General features: G+C 40.1%; 13 protein-coding genes. 5 read left to right on the top strand and 8 right to left on the bottom strand.

Annotated features, from left to right (window positions below; translation table 11 throughout):
- Positions 1–419: 419 nt before the first annotated feature.
- Positions 420–890: a helix-turn-helix domain-containing protein gene (locus NYE33_RS00520; protein ID WP_341064399.1), complete on the bottom strand. Its 471-nt coding sequence runs from the start codon at positions 888–890 to the stop codon at positions 420–422.
- Positions 891–1885: 995 nt separating this feature from the next.
- Between NYE33_RS00520 and NYE33_RS00515 the strand changes: the two genes are divergently transcribed.
- Positions 1886–7465: an AAA family ATPase gene (locus NYE33_RS00515; RefSeq protein WP_341064398.1), complete on the top strand. Its 5580-nt coding sequence runs from the start codon at positions 1886–1888 to the stop codon at positions 7463–7465.
- A 1-nt stretch (position 7466) separates the two neighbouring features.
- The gene (locus tag NYE33_RS00510; protein ID WP_341064397.1) at positions 7467–8504 is read left to right on the top strand and encodes a hypothetical protein; all 1038 of its coding nucleotides are present in this window, start codon (positions 7467–7469) and stop codon (positions 8502–8504) included.
- A 566-nt stretch (positions 8505–9070) separates the two neighbouring features.
- Here the strand turns inward: NYE33_RS00510 and NYE33_RS00505 are convergent.
- The 5 genes from NYE33_RS00505 to NYE33_RS00485 form a co-directional block, all read right to left on the bottom strand.
- Positions 9071–10249 (bottom strand): tyrosine-type recombinase/integrase, encoded by a 1179-nt coding sequence (locus NYE33_RS00505; protein WP_341064396.1) that lies wholly within the window; start codon positions 10247–10249, stop codon positions 9071–9073.
- A gap of 100 nt (positions 10250–10349) precedes the next feature.
- Positions 10350–11279: a tyrosine-type recombinase/integrase gene (locus NYE33_RS00500; RefSeq protein ID WP_341064394.1), complete on the bottom strand. Its 930-nt coding sequence runs from the start codon at positions 11277–11279 to the stop codon at positions 10350–10352.
- A gap of 17 nt (positions 11280–11296) precedes the next feature.
- A complete protein-coding gene (locus tag NYE33_RS00495) occupies positions 11297–12397 on the bottom strand; it encodes a tyrosine-type recombinase/integrase (protein WP_341064392.1) in 1101 nt (366 codons plus the stop codon).
- 14 nt (positions 12398–12411) lie between these two features.
- Complete coding sequence (locus NYE33_RS00490) at positions 12412–13905, bottom strand: tyrosine-type recombinase/integrase (RefSeq protein ID WP_341064391.1); 1494 nt, start codon at positions 13903–13905, stop codon at positions 12412–12414.
- A gap of 114 nt (positions 13906–14019) precedes the next feature.
- Positions 14020–14820, bottom strand: a complete 801-nt coding sequence (locus NYE33_RS00485; RefSeq protein WP_341064390.1) for a hypothetical protein — start codon at positions 14818–14820, stop codon at positions 14020–14022.
- 264 nt (positions 14821–15084) lie between these two features.
- Here NYE33_RS00485 and NYE33_RS00480 point away from each other — a divergent pair, with 264 nt between their 5' ends.
- A complete protein-coding gene (locus tag NYE33_RS00480) occupies positions 15085–15414 on the top strand; it encodes a helix-turn-helix domain-containing protein (protein ID WP_341064387.1) in 330 nt (109 codons plus the stop codon).
- 363 nt (positions 15415–15777) lie between these two features.
- Positions 15778–16062 carry a hypothetical protein gene (locus NYE33_RS00475; protein WP_341064386.1) on the top strand — a complete coding sequence of 95 codons (285 nt, stop codon included), beginning with the start codon at positions 15778–15780 and terminating at the stop codon, positions 16060–16062.
- A 656-nt stretch (positions 16063–16718) separates the two neighbouring features.
- Here NYE33_RS00475 and NYE33_RS00470 read toward each other — a convergent pair.
- Positions 16719–17120, bottom strand: a complete 402-nt coding sequence (locus NYE33_RS00470) for a hypothetical protein (protein WP_341064384.1) — start codon at positions 17118–17120, stop codon at positions 16719–16721.
- Positions 17121–17151: 31 nt separating this feature from the next.
- Positions 17152–17394, bottom strand: a complete 243-nt coding sequence (locus tag NYE33_RS00465; RefSeq protein ID WP_341064383.1) for a hypothetical protein — start codon at positions 17392–17394, stop codon at positions 17152–17154.
- 249 nt (positions 17395–17643) lie between these two features.
- On the opposite strand from NYE33_RS00465, the gene NYE33_RS00460 reads away from it, so the two are divergent.
- A complete protein-coding gene (locus NYE33_RS00460) occupies positions 17644–18171 on the top strand; it encodes an AAA family ATPase (protein WP_341064382.1) in 528 nt (175 codons plus the stop codon).
- Positions 18172–18305: the final 134 nt, after the last annotated feature.

The raw sequence follows: 18305 nt of genomic DNA, 5'->3' as shown, positions 1-18305 counted from the left end.
AAAACAAAATTTAAGCAGCCTGAGTTCGGTATACATAGTGACTCAGGCTGCTTAGTTTCATTTGGAAACTTATATGGTTGTAACAGATGTATAGATAATAAAAGTATTGAATTGAGATCCAAAGTAGAAAAGTACGAATAGCTTGTCCTATTTTATTCTTTGCCCCCCGTCCCTAAACATAAAGAATAAGCCTGCTGGATGGCAGTATCTTTGCAGTCCAGCAGGCTATTAGTGTTAGGAACTTAATGACCGGGCCAATGACTTCTCATTCCTTAGTTACACCTGTCCAAGGAGGGCCGATCGTACTAACAGGGAGGATGTGAAGATTAAGTAAAGGTAACCTTATCATAAGTAGGGTGAAATACGTCTAAGCACAAGCTTAAAATAGAATCAATCCGTTGTTCAGGGAACGATCATAATCATTCAGGGTATTCAATTAGTGTATGTTCGTCTTCATTCATGGAGAAACGGGGGCGTTCATTAAGCAGATTATCAAAATCATCACGTAGATCATCACGATATCCAACACCATTGCCTGCGTAGAATAAATGTGGATTTATCATGTAACCGCCGTCCGTTTTTGCAATGAATTGCTTAGCACATAGTTTCTTCAAACACCTGGAAACATTGCCCTTGTCCATTGCAAGATCTATTGAAATCGCCTTCTGTCTCACATAGGCTCTGTTGTCGTCGGTTATCATCTTTGCACATAAGTAGAAGAGTATTCGATAGTCAGCCGCACTTAACTCATGGTCTTGCAGATGCTTAAACCAATCTATAACAAAAGCGCCCCAATATACATTACGTACACGGCGTCGTCCTCCAGCCATACCATCCTCCAAAGTTGTAATATTTGCAATAAATATATCAAATTGTTGAAAAATAAACAACTTTAATATGTGAATATTACAACTTTTTATGAGTTGTAATAAATACAGATGTCGCATTATCATTGATATGAAAGCGCTAACAATTAATATTGTATCCCTCGCCTATAATATATGGCATGTTGTATGATTCGGAGTGTAAGGACAATGTGCTATTTGGAAGGGGTACCTGAAAATGAAGCGGTGGTTTCAGAATAATATCTGGTGGGTTGGTTTCGTCATTATGCTTGCAGTTGCATTGTTCCCTAATGCCTTTGTGATAATAGGAGAGTTAGTGGTTGCTTATTGTTCAGCTTACTGGTTACAGGGTACATTACTACTTATCGTTGCGTTGCTCGTGATAATTATGGTACGGGTAGGAAAAAAAGATAACAATGCCCCATAAATTTAAAACAAAAGTGTCAGAGTGCAACTGTTAGTGAGTGATTCAGTATCAGGTCTTTCTCTGCTAAAAGAAAGGTCCATTTCGCCATATTGTTAGCGGAATGGGCGATGCTTAAAAAATGATTATCAGTCTCTTCATTAAGAGTGAGTTCTACGCTACCAAAGCACTTCCCGTCATCCAGCGTGATCCTCTTCACAATCAGGTGCATTAGGGTCTTGCTTTGCGGGAATGGTGAGCGGCTGAGTAGAGTGTTGAACCTGCCCATCGGGGATTGGACAAGCTCGTAAAAAATGGGGTCAAAGAGTAGATGAGTGTAAACAAAGCATCGAAGTTTGTAGGATATATATATAGAAAAAAATACCACTAAACTGGTACAATAGACTCAGCCATTGTTATTGCGGTGAGAATAATGTGGAGGCGAATTTAATGGGTATACGTGGAGATCCGCTATTTGATTATATCAACTATCTAGCAGTTCATAATTAAGTATACGTCCCGTTTTTGTATAGACCATTGTTGTCTTTAGAACAGTTTTCTCAAACATTAGTCATCTGAATTTTTTTGAATTAGTGAAAATAGAAAAAACCATTACTTTGTAGAAGGTTGGAATCGCATGGGGAATTATGGTGATAATATCAAATTTTTAAATGATCAGTTGATACTTGCTCGCAATGATGCTGGTGTAAAATTGAAAGAAACGTATTCTTTGTTACAATCCGACGCTATGTTGGAAGTAAAGAAGAAAGAAGAAATCTCCGTATTATTGTCTTCCGTGCTTCAATTACAGAACGACATATTTGAGGTTATCACGCCAGAATATATTAAACCGGCTACAATGAGCGAGTTGTTTCAAATTGCAGAAGCTATACAGCATAATTCCCAGCTCAAACAGCGGATTGAAGAGGCCAAACAATCCATTTTATCATTCAATCGTTTGCAGTGTTTAGATGATGAGGCCGCTTATGAATTTGTACAGCATCAAACGAAAGCGGAGGGCATGCTTCAGCAATTATCCGACGAAGAACTTGTGGTGGCCAGTGGAATCTATGAGAAAGTTATCCGGCTTATTCGTAATCCAGAGGAAAACTTTGACCGTCCAGAGCTTTATAAACAGATTACTAAGTCAATAGGTTACGCTACCCGTCAGGCACTGGAACAAGGATGGCTTATATGGCCAACGGGTGATTTATTGGGGGACGGTAATGAATTTATAAGCGCTGGATTAGTAGGGTGTACCGATGAAGAACGGGAAGAGGAAATAGAGGAAGATAAGGGCGGCAGCATAAATCCAAAAGATTTTGTGGAAGTAACCGCTGGCCTAAAATTCACAGAAATTCCATCGGGGCTTTCCACTGACGATATAGGTAATTCGACGTCAGAAGGTTTAATGTTATCTACGAATTTGCCTATTAATAACTCTGAATTTTCTGAAGTCACAATTGTGAACTCATTCACTCAAAATGAGCAAGAGACTACTAATTCAAAAATAGCTGATGATTTTGCGGATATTCCGCGAAGCTTGTTTAACTTTTCTATAGTTAAATATGAATGCATCGAAAAAAAGAAGAATGCCGATAACTTCTCTGCCAATAAATTTGAAGGAGACTTAAAACAGGCGTCGTTAATGCCTCGTTTGGCTGCATTTGTTATGTGTTACTTGTATAACAATGGTGTTGTAGCGGACAACCAACTGGAATTGTTAATGGGAGATCCGGTCGATAGTACTGATACGTCATCCAGCAATCCCGCAGACATTATGCGTGTTACATTTCGTAAACTATGTCAAAAAGGCTATCTGGCTGAGCATACTATAATGTTAATGGAACAATCCGATGTATTCTATACGCTCAGTGCATATGGAGCAGCGGCATTTCGCAAGGAATCCAGTAGGAAATTGCTACAGACGCGTTCCCAAATGAGACTAATCGTCAAAGCTGAAGAAGATCCGCTGGTATTGAATGCTGATAATGTGGCCGTAGCTCCATTCCGGTTACAGTCGATCAATCGAGCGGTGCAAGCTTTGAGTAAGCGGATGCCCAAGCGTCTGTCAATGTCACATACGATCATGTTGCCATTTCCACATCGAGAATTTTTCGATAAGCAGACGGAAAAAAAATATTTGCTTATACCCGGAATGCTTGATGCAAGTGAACCGCAAGCGGATTTGAAAAGAATGATTGATACAGTCAGTATGTATAACGACTTCCCTCCAATCGTTGTAGTCGACTCGAAGGATGAAGGCGGATATTGGGTTGAAAGGCTTTCTTCTGCAGAGAGGCAGACGTACTTCATATTTATAGAAAATCAAGATATTATCATTGGAAATAGTGAAGCAATGAACCAACTAACTGTTCTATTCGAACTGGAAGAAGATGTGGACAACGGTGTAACAGATGATTCAGCAGTTCCTACGGATGAAATTCATAGGGAACCGCATGAAATGGTGCAAACCTCAGCGATGAGCCATGAGGGATTGGATTCACTGGATGAAGTATTGGCTTTAAGTACATCTAAAGTTAACACATCCGTAATAATTGAAGCAACGCAATCTCAGCAAGAGGTTCAAGTACAGCCACAGTTTGAAGTATCAGCTTCGATTAAAGCTGAAGACCTTAAGCTCATTGTAGAGACGGCGCTTAGCCGATTGGCGGAAGGTGGTTATGCCGAAGGAATGTTGTTACTCCATGAGGCTGCTGAGCATTCAAATGAAGTAGAGGTTCTGCGCGACAAAGTTTCATTTATTTTAAATGATCCACTTTGTAGGGATGAGGACTGGCATATGCTTGCCGATATGCCAATAAACCTACCGTTTGGCGACTTCGAAACACTCGACGATTGTCTCAACGCGGCTATGTGGCTGAGGATTTTTTTCGAGCCTGAAGATCCCAATGATTATCGGTTAAACAATCGATGGAAGCAAATTAATAGCGATTTATCGAGTCGTGTCTTAGAACAATTTTCTGGTATCAAGCAACTAATTAGTTATTTTTGGAAGTTTATCGATCGCCATAACATTAGTATCAAGTATTGCGCATCATCTGACGTTCGCGATCAACTCGGTGTTAATCTGGCGTTAGAGCAGGTGGAAAAGCGCATTGGCGAGACGCTTACAAGCATTTTTCCACGTAATACTATGTCTGAGATCAATCATCCGAAGATTAAGCAAATGGTCATGCAGCTATATGGCAACAGTGGCGTTATGACGCGTCATTTGCAGGGTGCGTTCGATATGCAGTTAGATGACTTGCGTGTTGTATGTCAATTGTTCACAGAGACAGATCTTTCTGTTGACTTGGGTAGTCTTGACCTTAAACCAGATGATAGTAAGCTGGAGCAATTTCTGGATAGACACTGGGTTAGTATGAACAACTGGTCGAGCAATGATAAAAGCACCATGCTTACCGGTGCCTTGCGCAACCGGATGCGAAACTGGCTGCGTGAAGCAACGGAGCCACTATTAACCTATTATGCTTGCCGTAACGCGGTAGATAATAAGCGTGGGAGAAGTTATATTTCTCCTGAGACGGCTAGCAAGACGCGCAGCAAATTGCAAGAACTAATGCTTGAAGCAATGCGTCAGCTTGATGAGCAGCAAATTGTATTACATGGTGTAGGGTACAGGCTACTCCAATCAACTATTAATGACTTTCAATCTGTCTTTGTAGATAAATCTGTTGATCCAAAACAGTACTTTTATGAGCCGTTGCTGCTTTCTGGAGAAATAGAGCTAGATGCTGACTATTTGCCTATAAAAGACAAGCAGTTGCTTCAGACACTTCAGCCAGTTGCAGGGTATAGCCTTTGGGAGCGTTTACTTCGGCATTGTAGCCTAGAATTACGAACGTGGGAAGAGGCGGCGAGCCAAGCCCTGCGTAATTACGACATGGGAATGTACGATTTGATCACCAAACGAGCTGGAGAATGGCCAAATGAATCAATGGTAAAAGAGACGCGAAAAAAGGCCCCACAGCAACTTGTGAAGTACAATGACGACTTCAGGACGGAAGTAGAACTAGCTCAAAACTATGGCCAAATGGCTAGCAATGATGAAATGTATGGCTATATCAAGCTTGCGGAAGCGGCGAAGAAGCACGCAGAAAAAACGCTTAACGTCGGCTTTTTCAAAAGGATGCTTAATGAATGCCGTACTCAAATTGAACAAGGTTCTGACACCCGTATGGAGGCAACTCGAATTCGGCTGGAGGCTTTGAAAGAGGATACTCTTTTAAATGGAGATCGTGATGATCAAATTAGCGACGAAGATGTATTGCGGCAATGGCCGATTCTGGACAAAATTGAGCGTGCGTTGGACAAACGAAATATGACGGTTGCAGAGGATTATATTCAGCTAGCAGCAAGCGGTCAAAAGGATACTCCGTCAATTCATGTGCTGGACAGCGATATTCACAAGTCTTTTCTTGAACGCTACCAAATGCTTTTCAATGGTTGCAATGCCCATAAGGGCGAAGATTTGTATCGTACATACGATCAATCGGTTCGGAATCTGTTGTTTCCTAATCAGAAAAACCGTAATACGGCTAGCGCAGAGCGGTTCATCAAGTTATGGTATAAGCTGCAGCCGCAGCAAATTAGTGAGTTTATGGAACAACTACTATTTCACAAAGTGGAACGGGTTGAGAAAGGTCGCGAAAACGAATTTTATGTGTTTCCATCTGCTCGTGATGCTCAGTTAGGGCACTATCCACATCCATTTAAGGAGTTTGGAACTGAGGCTGTACAAAAAGGTATTCGTGTATTGGCGCTAGCTGGCGTACGTACAGCAGACAGTATTCTGGACGACGTCATGAAGCGCGGAGCGGGAAATGGTGCGGGAACAATTGTAGTACTGGATTATGCGCTACCACTAGCTGATCGTAGGCTTTTGGCCAAGTCAATAAAGTTACGCTCAATCCCGGAAATCATTGTTGTCATTGACAGAGTTATGGCATTATTTCTGTCGGGATATAGTCAAACCGATCGCGGTAATGCTTTTCTCATGGTTGCTTTGCCATCTAGTAAAATTCAGCCTTATATCCCAGTCGGTGGTATCCCACCAGAGATGTTTATCGGCCGAGCTGATGAACTGGAAAAAATCAGGATTATGAACGGTCCGGTTTTTGTCTATGGAGGACGGCAACTTGGCAAAACAGCACTGTTACGAGAGTCGAGGAACCGTGAACATGACCCCGACCAAGGACGATTTGCAATCTTTGTCGATTTGCGAGATAAGGATGTCGATGACTCCCTTCGCAGCATAAGTGAGGAATTAATGAGTGAAAATTTATTAGCACAACCTTGCAAGACATGGGATGACTTGCGAACAGCGCTTCGTGTAAAACTCAATGCTAAGGATCGTCCGATTCACAAGTTGATGCTGTTGCTCGATGAGGCTGATGCTTTTCTAGAAGCGTGCGAGAGCAATCAAAATCGACCGCTTGAGGTTCTTAAGGAGCTTAAGGACACGTTCAATGGTCAATTCAAATTTGTTCTTGCAGGATTGCGTGACGTAGTTCGATTTGACAAGCGACGGCTCGGCGGTAATAGCGTACTTGCTCATTTGGGGCATATCACAATTCGACCGTTGCAATATCTGGATGCTCGTGACTTGCTGCTTCGGCCTTTGCAATATCTCGGATTTCGAATAGAAGCAAATGGTGAGGATATCATTAGCTTAATTCTTGCTAAGACAAACTATTATCCAGGCCTAATTCATCTTTATTGCCAAAAATTGATTGAAGCGATTACCGATAGTTATCGCAATGGCAATTATAACGAGAATACGAATCCACCTTATCTACTTGACGAGAAACATATCAAGACACTGCTGGGGCAAAAAGAGTTGCTTTCAGAAATTGAAAATAAGTTCCGGATTACGTTACAACTTGATACCGACAATTTGTATGATATCTTGGCGAAGGCGATTGCTTACCGTTATTATGAGGCTGGAATTGGTCGTAGTTCTTCTGCGCAGGATATTATTCGGATTTGCAGAGAATTTAACATCAATAAGATAGCCGGCTTGCCGGAAGATAGCGTAAAGGCACTACTTGAAGAAATGGATGAGCTAAACATTATCCGCTGTGAGACACGCGGCTCAGCCAATTACGTATTCAATCGGTATAGTTTCTTCCAGATGCTTGGCAGCAGTGAGGATGATCTGTTTTATCAGTTGTGCGAGTTGGGAGAGAACTAGCATGGAAAAACCATCACTATGGTGGAATTATGTGTCTGGCGCTGCACGGTATCTTGAAGATACCGTGTCGGCAACTAGCAAATATCGTGTCTTGTTTGTTGAGGAGGCTCCGTACATGGAGCAATTTCTTCATTTGCTCAGTGAAAGGCTGCAGCAATGGGATAGCAGTCTTCATATAGATGAGATTCAGGCTGATGAATGGAATAGCGCTCAGGATGTAGGTGAGTCATTAATGTATCATTATGCGAATCAAACTGAATATCATCCGATGGATGGAACTCGACCTGAATATATAGCCAGAAACAATTTACTTGCAGGCAGAGTACTAATTGTGCGAGAAACGAATCGTAGGAAGGAATGGATCGACACTGCTATTGAATATGCCAAGTTCAGTTCGCAAAGAAACGGTCTAATCATTCTGACATACAGCGTATCACTTCCACTTGTGGCTAGCCGTAAAGGTGTGCAATTGATAAAATGGGACAATTACATTACTAATTATGACATGCAATTGTTTGCCTCCTATTGCATCGCCGATAGACCAGGGATGAAGTTAGAACTGCGTAACTATATTACGCAACTCGCCTCAAGAATGTCTGGAATCGACCCTGAGCTTTGTAGCAGGCTAGCTATTGAAGAAGCTGCGAATGATACTATGGAGTTACTGCAAACATTGGCTTCTAACAACGAGAAAGCGAAAAAGCTTGTTGAGCATCCGCAGTTCGTTTATTCAATTATATGGGAGGCACAAATCCAAATTGTGTTTCCAATTATAGAGAGACTGCGTCGCTGCTTTATAGAAAGATACAGTGACGAACTGCAAAGCGTGTTGCCGCAAAGGGATGATTTTGACAAGGTATTGCAATCCCCAGAGGATATGGAGCTGCGACATATGTGGTACTATTACTTTAAAATAAAGGGTTTCCGAAGTTCGGATGACGATCGTTCCTTTAGGCTGTTATACAATGCACGAAATGATCTGGCACATTTAGATCCATTAGATAGTGAGACGGTGATGAAGATTGTTTCATTGGAATAAAGGGGGCTGTATTCCAGGCGAAAATCTCGCTAATTACAATTTGTTGGAAAAAAGAATATCTGAAATGTAACTAATTATCTTTGGAAATAATCAATTACGTAGCAGTCTTTTCGATTACTTGTTATTACCCCAAAGAACTTCCTGAAATAGGGCGTTCCAAGCAACCATTTTCATAGCGTTTGGGACGCCTCCCTTAAACTTCGCCCTAATAAATGTTACGTTGAACCGAAAATAACCTATGGCCAACGGGAAACGTTCAATAGTTTCAATGAATCGCATAACAATAGTGGTTTTATTCTGGTCGAAAATCAACATCAAACGAATGTAGAGCTTTTTGTAAAAAGAGATAAAGTCATCATTGAGTAATACTGTGGCTGGTTTCTATTAATTAATTCAAAGGGAGATTATTTGAGCTGGCTGATCCAAAAGCTGATTTATGTGAGGATAAGGGACCGCTAACACAGACTGCGCAAGTCAAAGTGGGAGTGTTCTGAAAATATGTATTCTTCCATAAACCCAGAGAGAAAAGAAGACGCCAGGAAACTCCAAACTCCTGTGCGTCTTCTTTATTGTCCTTTTGCAGCATCAGATGTAAAAAACGATTCGAACTTATCAGCTGCAGCTTGGTCGGCAGTACGGAGCGCATGTCCATAAATATTCATAGTGGTGGCGATGCTTCCATGTCCAAGTCGCTCAGAAATAATTTTAGCATGAACGCCTTGGTTTATCAGAATCGTGGCTGAGGTATGCCGGAGATCATGAAACCGAATGTACCGGAAGCCATTTTTCTTTATGAACTGTCGAAACCAAAGGTAGGGACGCTCATGGTGAAAAGGCTGTCCATCGGGATGTGAGAACATAAAAAACCAATCTCCGCTATACCATGAATCGCCAACGTCATTTCGTTCTTGCATTCTGTAAGCGTAGTATTCTTTCAACTCCTTTAACATAGAACTTGGTAACGCTACTTTCCGAATAGATTTTTTTGTTTTGGGAGATTTGACAATGACCTCACCTTTAAGAGCATGAATCAGTGATTGTGACACATCCAAAATCCCATTGTTGAAATCAAGATGCTTCCATTCCAGCCCGAGTAATTCGCCCCGCCGCAATCCGGTTGTAAGAGCTAAAGTAACCATGACCCTCCAGTGATATGGCTCTCGTTGCAAAGCTCGAAGCATTTGTTCAACTTCTGTTTCATTATAGGGGACGATCACTTTTGCATTGACCTTTGGTTTCTGCACATCGATAACCGGGTTTCGCTTAATAATTCTCCATTCCACTGCACGTTTGAGTATGTTTTTTAAGATACGGTGTTGAATTTCGATTGTTCCAGAAGCTAAGCCTCCTGCTTTTTTATCTCCACGGCTACCTGCCTTTTCGAGCTGATTCAGATAGTTTAAAATGTGAAGTGGTTTAATTTCTTCCAGTCTTAGATGCTGAAAGTACGGAAGAATTCGGGTCTTAAGATTAGAGTCATATGTGTATAACGTCTTGAATCCCAGATGCTTTACGGCATACTTATCTCTCCATTCTTCGACGAACGCCCCAAATGTTAGTTTTTGAGGCGATACATATTCATCCGCCTCCACTTCCATCCGAAATTTAGCATATTCGCTTTCCACTTCTCGTTTTGTTCGGCAATGAACGGTTTTTGTGAAACGAACGTATTTTCCTCTAGCGTCTTTACCAGCATTAACTGTTAAGAACCATGAATTATCACCACGTTTTTGGATATTAGCCAAGTCAAAACACCTTCTACAATGGATTTTTATATTAGTCATTATGTCCATTCATGAAGAAGTGAGACCTTACCTTAATAGATTAATATTGATTGGTATCACCTTAGGTATCCTCAAGAATCTTAGTCAAATCATTCAAAGGTGGTACATATCGCAACGTTGTTCCTACATTTTTATGTCGCAGCTGATGCTGAATATCGATGATGTTCATACCACCTGTCTGCATCAAATATCCTGCTGTTCGTCTAAGATCATGTGGCCGAATATGTCTGCCAAGGCCTGCATCTTGAGCTAATTCAGATAGTATCTGTTTAATCTTATCAACGGTCATGATTTCTCCTTGCTGATGGAATAGGTACTCATCCCCCTGATTAGCATACTTAAGATATTCAGGATGTTGGATGTACCGTTCAAGTTCTGACGTGAGATCTTTAGGGAGGGCGACAGGTCGTTTTTCGGTTTTTTGTGCATCAAAAACATGGACGATCCGTGTATCCAAGTGTACCCGTTTCCGCCTTAGAAAGCGGACCTCTGAAAGTCGAAGACCCGTGATCAGCATGAACCAGAGAAACACAAACTCTTGCCGGTAGAATGGGCTTCTATGAAGTGCAGCTTGAAGAAGGGCGAGACACTCTGCTTTTGACAAGGCTGTGTTTTGAATGGGGGACTCGAATTTTGGCCTAGGATATCCGAGTAGTGGGTTATGTTGAATCAGATCCGCTTCATACAGGAATTCAAAGAAACATCTTAACACGGTAATGGTCGCTGCCAAATTCATATTCGACATACGCTCATGTTGTTTTAAGTCCATAAAAAAACGATCAAAGACCTGTCGCTGAATCGGGAGAAATCTGCCGGGGTGCTCGCGACTGGCATGAAATCGATCAAAATCAAGTTCGCCTTCAAAACCATTGTGAAGTAAGAAAGCTTCGAATTTCTTGAGTACACTTATATATTTTTGTTTGGTTGAATTTCTTAATGTGCATTGATTGCTCCAGAATTGGAAGTAGGCGGACTGAAGTAAAAAAGCCATAAGGTTTACCTCCTGATTCAAAAGAGATCGCTTGCTTTAAGCTGAGCGAGTGGATGCTGGTCGATTGCTTTGACCAGCATGCCATCAAATAACTTTAGATAAACCTCCGTTGAACTTAGCCACGAATGCCTCATGAGCTCCTTAATCGTGTATAGATTTACACCGGATTCAAGCAGATAGAGAGCAAAGGAATGCCGTAAAGAGTGCACGGAAAGCTTATATGGTTTTTTGTCGGATTCGGGTATAGTTGTTGCTTGATCAATCAAGGCGGCAAACATCTTCTGAATAGTGCTTTCGTGTAGAGGAGATTTTCCTCTATCATCCGAAAAAATATATCGTTCTAGATAATCGTGAGCGTCTTTCACACCGTGATAACGAAAGCTCACATATTTGCTCAGTATTTCAAGGGAGGATTTGGTTATTTTGCTAGGTTGCTTATATCCCTTTTTCCCTTTTCCGCGTACAAGGATCTCTTGCCGGGAAGAAACAATATCACCAATCTGTAGATGTAACAATTCGCTCAGCCGAATACCCGATCCTAGAAAGGTCCATAAAATGGTGAAATTTCGGTGAGCCTCGCGCCCAAGTCTAACAAGGCACAGAAGTTCATCCAGCTGTTCTTTGGTAAACGCACGTGGCTCACGGTTTTGATCTATTTTTACAGAGAGGGTTCGTTTGAGTTTCCGGATATCTTGGTTGAAGAAATGAGCAAAAACCTCTCCTAGAAAACTTTTCAAAAATGCATTTTTTTTGTTGCGTGTATTAAGGCTTTGAACGGGGGCTAAGTATTCGTTTAAAAAGGCAGTAGATGAAATTTCCTTGATGTTTGGGTTTGCTCCTTTTAGGCGTTCGCAATACCGTATGAACAAATTCATTTCACAGCGATATGCTTGTTGTGAGGTTTGTGCTAAGCTCTGAAACGCATCACTCTCGTAATAATGAAGAACTGCATCATCCAGTAGAACCGATTCCTTCATTTTTATCGCTTCAGCATTGTTTTGAGGAGAGAGGCGCTGCAACATGCGTTGAAACGTTTCCGGTCCGTATTGATCCGCCAGTTGGAGGAGGTTTTCTTCAAAAGCAATATCATTGGCTATCGTATCATCAAATATAGGCATAACGTACCTCCTCCTTACTCATATTTAAGCAAATCAATTTGACTGATCATGCGCTGGTCTCGGTGCGTCATATGAATATATAACCCTACAGTATCCAGCATTCGTACACGGGCTAATTCTTTTATCGCTTGCGGGAGGATGCCTTTATAGGCAAGGCGAGTAATAAACATATGACGGAAGATATGAACGCCGCCTGGAAACGGCCAACCGGTGATCATGGCATAGAGAATAAAATATTCATATACATCGTGTTTAATCGTAGAGATTCTTTGTCCCAAGAGGTAGGTTGTTCTAGGCTGAGATTGAAGCTCTTGTAAGAGGGAACAAAGTTTTTCGGCTAGTGGTAAAACGTGACTCTTTTTACCTTTGCTATGGATAACAATCGTTCGTATTCCTAAATTAATATCACTCCATTTGATATGAGCCACTTCAGATAATCGGAGCCCCAGATGGAACATCAATCGATACCCAATCTGTTCACGGACAGGATTTCTTGCGTACTGCTCCACGACCTGAAAAAAGGCTTCGATTTGCTGATCCGTTGGAAGCTCACGAGGGCTGTATCGGGGTGCTTTAATGGAACGGAAGCGCTGTAAAGGAGACTCAAAGCCAAATCTTTCATGTAAAAAACGATAGAATGAGCGAATGGCATATATACTATGTGTAAATGAGATTTGACTGCACTCTCCATCCCTTACGAGCTTAAGTTTGTAGGTGCGGTACATCAGCAAATGTTCATTTTGAATTTGAAAAACGGAGATTGTGTCAGGAGTAGCTTGCTTAAATGTCTGGACGTTTGCACAAAGCCAAACAAAGAGCTGGGTGACGTGGGTAGAGGTGTTTCGAATATGTTTACGAGAAAATCCTTTTTCCTCCATATGCATTTGGAAGCCCAGGATTCTCGGATGCATATTTGTCTGCTTGTCTGATGTTTTAAAGAACGGGAAGATCTTTTCTAACCTTCCGCTTTGAATGGATCTTCGCATTAAAAATTGGAATAGGGTTGATGTGTACGCATCCTTCGCTAGGTGTTCGAACCCCTGATGAAGGGTCTTGGGATCAAGCAAGTGTCCATCTTCAATCTGAGAAGGTGCGATCTCAAAAAGTTCTGCAGTGTGAAGCACCAGGTTGCGAGTAAGTTGGAATTTCCTGAAAAAGACATGGGGTGCATTGCGCATACTACGACTTAAATACTCTCGTAATAAGCTTTGGGATATTTCAGCGTGTATTTTGTTCTCCCAGATCCATTGATTAATACCTTTTGCCCCTAGATAGGTCTTGTCTTCAATAGGTTGAATTTCCGGTATCAGTTGTTTGGCATACAGCATATGTTCCACCTTCTCACGCGTGACTTTTCTAATATCATGATCGTCACTGATCGTGGGAAACATACCCTGAACGTCAAGAATCTTTTCGGCAAAAGAAAAATTCTGCCGAAAAGATTCTTGGGTTTCGAGGTTGTTTTGATTTTCTAAATGAGGGGATGTATCAGAAGATTGTTTCTTCATAAGCGTAGCCTCCATTAGGTTTGTTAGCACTAGCCTAACCACGTTGATGATTTGTAGTTAATCACTCATCAACGTGAGAAAAGCCAACATAATGGAGGCGATGTATGCCTTTTTCTAAAGGGGCAATACAGAGGTGAATTCGCGCTTCTCGATAACTTTCAATAATTCTGCAAATGCAGTTTGCTTTTTTGGTTTTGGTCCTAGAATCCAAAAAGAACGTTTATGCATTGGCTGCAGAGGTGTGTAGGTGGTCACCAGATGCGTTGCGAACGGAAACATTTTCTTAATGGTTGTTCTTTTTTGAGGATAGAGTGAGGTTTCGTAATTTAAATGGAATTCGAGATACTCTATTTCTGGATAGCTTCTTACCCATCTTGCTGTAATGGGGTTATTCTCCCCCTCAAAAAGTAAAATGGGATTACTGATCCAGTAACCACGTATGCTATGGACCTGATTTCGCTCTTCATTAAGTTCATCGATTCGTTTTTCAACGGAAGCTCCGTTAAACCAATATTCTGTTGGAATAGAAAAATACTTCTGATCAGGGTTTTCCTCTACGATCGTTTGCCAAGGAACGTTGCACATGGCTGCATAGGAATGAATGACGCTGAGAGGTGGCTCCTGAGTTGCGTTTAATAGGTTGTGAGCAGATCCCGTTGAAACTCCTAGTCCTTCCTTAATCATTTGTTGGCTTAAAGCAAACGATTTTGCATAGAGCTGTCTTCGAAAGAAGATATCCGGATACAGAATTAACTGCTCCCAGAGTGATTTATAAATTTGAATACGGAAAAGTAAACGATAGTTCGCATCAAGTATATAGCTGCGACATTCGGCTCTACTTTTATTATCTGTTGTATTCAACAATTCCTGTGCTTTACGTATTGGTTGATCCCAAAATTCATCTCTTATATTCATCAGCATTCACCACATCTATCATAACCATGGAGAGAATCACATGCTGGGTTACTCATATATGTGAGTGATCGACTAAACAACCCAGAGTGGGAGATTAATGTATTCAGGGTCATTCGAAAGGTCAAGGGTTCTCACCACACTTCTCTTTAAATATGTAGTTTGTGATTTGGAAATAAACATTCATAGAACTTAGATAGAAATTAACCTTTAAATTACAGATCTATATTGAAGATCTCTTCAAGAATAAGAATAAGGGTGAACGTTATGAGAGAATATGACTTGTTAAGAATTCATTTATTAAAAACATTAGTACAAATGGAAGAACAGCTGCTAGTCAGTGTCGGAAAAGAAAAGTTTCAATCTAACACAAGTGCTGATTGCAGTGACGGAAATTCAACCTTACAACAAGCTGAACCACAAATGAAAGCTGTATTTTCTGTATCGGAGTTGTCTGATTATCTTGGTGTTTCAACAGACTGTATCTATACCATGGTACGTGAAAATCAAATTCCCTTTGTAAGAGTACGCAGAAGAATATTATTTTACAAAGACTCAATCAATTCATGGATTCACACTAACACCCCATATCCTTAAATAACGGTTGAACGTTAATCAGCTTAATTGCTTCTTAAAAATGTTCAATTAAAAAAAACCACCACAAACTATCTCATCCTATATGGATGAAATTTCTTGTGGTGGTTGATTATTTTAACAGTACAGCAGTATTAACATTCAAAACAAGCGGTAAATAATTCCTGACTTTTTAAGAGTCTGAGGAATGACTATATCGTCAATAAAACTATTCCAGCAGATAATACTTAGTGAGGTTTAAGGTATGTTAGGTATTGAGGAAGGTAAAGATATAATTGAAAAATTCTAATAAGAACCCTATATTAGACAAGCCAAGGAATTCATTTTATTGCTCATTTCGATTCTTATATGAGGAGTGGAACGTATATGACCCAGAGTGAATCTCAACGTACGATGAGTGAAATATATATGAAGGCGGTAATAAAACAGTTGCAACAAATCAAGGGTTTGGATGAACCCAAGGCCACACAGTTGTTTGAAAAATACTATCATCCCGTTTACAAGAATTGTGGAATGGAACCAAATGCCGAAGAATTCGCCGAGAAGATTCAGAAGATCGATGAAATTGCTAATCGAATAGATACGGGAGTAAACTCGGAAACCTCTGCCCTCAAAGTGAGCTCTATGACAGGAGGAAATTGGTTAAGCTAATAATGGGTTTGCCGGAAGAGAAGTTGTTACTTATCGATGAATATGTTAAAAAAATTAATGCGTTTTGAAACATCGGAACTCCGTTTCTTGCTTCCACGCCTCCTAACTGTTCCAGAACGGTAGCGCTTCGACGTCTTTACGATTATTATAAGTTTATATCCAATAATAATTTAAATAGAGCACCCAGCGTTCAGCGGCTAGGGTGCTCTATGCGTTTATAGTAGAGGGAAATAACTCATGATGGGAAGTGTAGTGGAACTTTTTCCTCAAACCTTGCATAAAGACTTGAATAACTAAAGAAACGAAATACTAAAAGAAATTATTATCCAAATGTTATCAAAACGAATGGAGAAAGTCATGAATAGATATTTCATTATTACCATAAGTTCAGAATGGATGGTGAAGTGATTAAGCTCACTGGCAGCATAGCTGAATTAACGGTTTTGTAGGGGGGGATTATTTGACTATTAAAGTTATGCATGAGAATGTCCGATTGGCAAAAAAATCGCTGAAATAAAGTTCACTGTTCTCTCGTTCCTGCTGCCGACATGTTAACCGTAGTACTTAATGTTATAGCGCGGCATTATCGTATAGGGCTCATTTGTATCTGTTCATTGTATCGGTACAACTATATTGAATATTCGCATATATCCTGGTTATTTATTTAATATCATAAAAGCATTATTAATACCCGAAGAATCAAATAATTGTTTGTGTGTATATTGGCCTTTTCTAGTTCCTTTTTTCATGAAGTTTGCTTCAACTAGGAAAGCATACATTGCTTTTTCAACTGTAAACAGTAATATTTCTTCGTCTATAACATCCATCGGATTAATTAAAATACCTTGGATTTCTTTTTGTCCTGTTTCTAATAGTTGTGATAAACGATGATTTCCATCAATGACAAGATAGTTGTAATTTTCCATTGGATACCACACTAAATAAATCGGCGTGGTTAATTGTTTGGAAGAGGAATCCATTGTTTGCGTCCATTTAATTTTTTTGACAAAATCTTCGTTTTTGTACTTTAACGGTATTGGATTCTTTCTTTTGATCAAGTCGTCAACACCGTAAATAATAAAATTTAATTTAAATGTGATATTTCCAAAATGTTAGATTTTGTTGAAATACTTCAAATCCATATATCCCGTTTTCTAATAACTTATCTATTTGTTTTTGAGTATCAATTTCAGCATTTTTTAATACTCTAATCCACCCATTTAACCATTCTTCAAAGTAATCGAAGTTAAGCTTGAAATTTTGCTTTAAATAAAGATGAAGATCATCATAATCTACTTCATAACGTTGGATATTTGGATAATCGAAAGGCATACGTTTCCTCCGAATTTTCTAATGGATTTGTGTGTATTCTTCTACCATTTCATATGAAAGAAGCAGTATTCTACGTCTTCTTCAATTAACGGAGAACGATAGTACATCAATAGACTCGAGAAGTACAATGGCATCTTCGCCTCCAACAAGGCAGGTGTCTTTTGCCTATGGATGCAGAAACATAAGGAAAATGCAGCCTGCATCAATAACACTTATGGTAAAATATACAGGAATAAAAGGGGGATTAATATGATACAGATCTCATTGATTGGTCCATCTGGTGTGGGAAAAACCACGGTGAGCAAATTATTAGCAAAATATTTTAATATTGAGTATGTTTCGCTGGATAGTCTCCGTGCGCTGCAATACGGTCCGCAACTTGATGAAGCCGGAATAAATAGATATTCCGAAGAAGGAAATCTCTACATAGTACAAAATGTATTGCAGGTACATCAAAACGAAGATTGTATCTTAGATTTTGGATCCCAAAATTGTGCCTATAAAGAAGAAAAACATTTTAATGAATTTCACGAATTAGTTCAGCAGATCCCGAATGTTGTCCTATTGCTTCCTTCAGCTGACTTTACTGAGGGTGATCTCATTTTGAGAAATGTTAATGCTAGAAGTAGATTATTAAATGAAGATATGGTCAGGTTTTACAGTGATGAACATCGCGTTATTTTTGAAAGTAATCCCTTGGTTGCGGAGTACACAGTGCATACAATAGGCCTATCCCCCGATGAAATCACTGACCGCATTGTTTCAATTGTTAAATAGCTGTTCTCACATTACATACGCTTAATAACTTACCAGGTGGCGAATGATGGCTGTGGAAAGAGGGACGGCTAGGATAGTTGAATAGATAAATATAACTATAATAATGATTTAGCTTAACCGAGCTTGGAAGGCCG

This window comes from Paenibacillus sp. FSL R10-2199, assembly GCF_038000235.1.
Classification (GTDB): domain Bacteria; phylum Bacillota; class Bacilli; order Paenibacillales; family Paenibacillaceae; genus Paenibacillus_AQ; species Paenibacillus_AQ phytohabitans.
The sequence above is the reverse complement of the archived record's forward strand: the minus strand, read 5'-3'. Positions and strand labels throughout refer to the sequence as shown.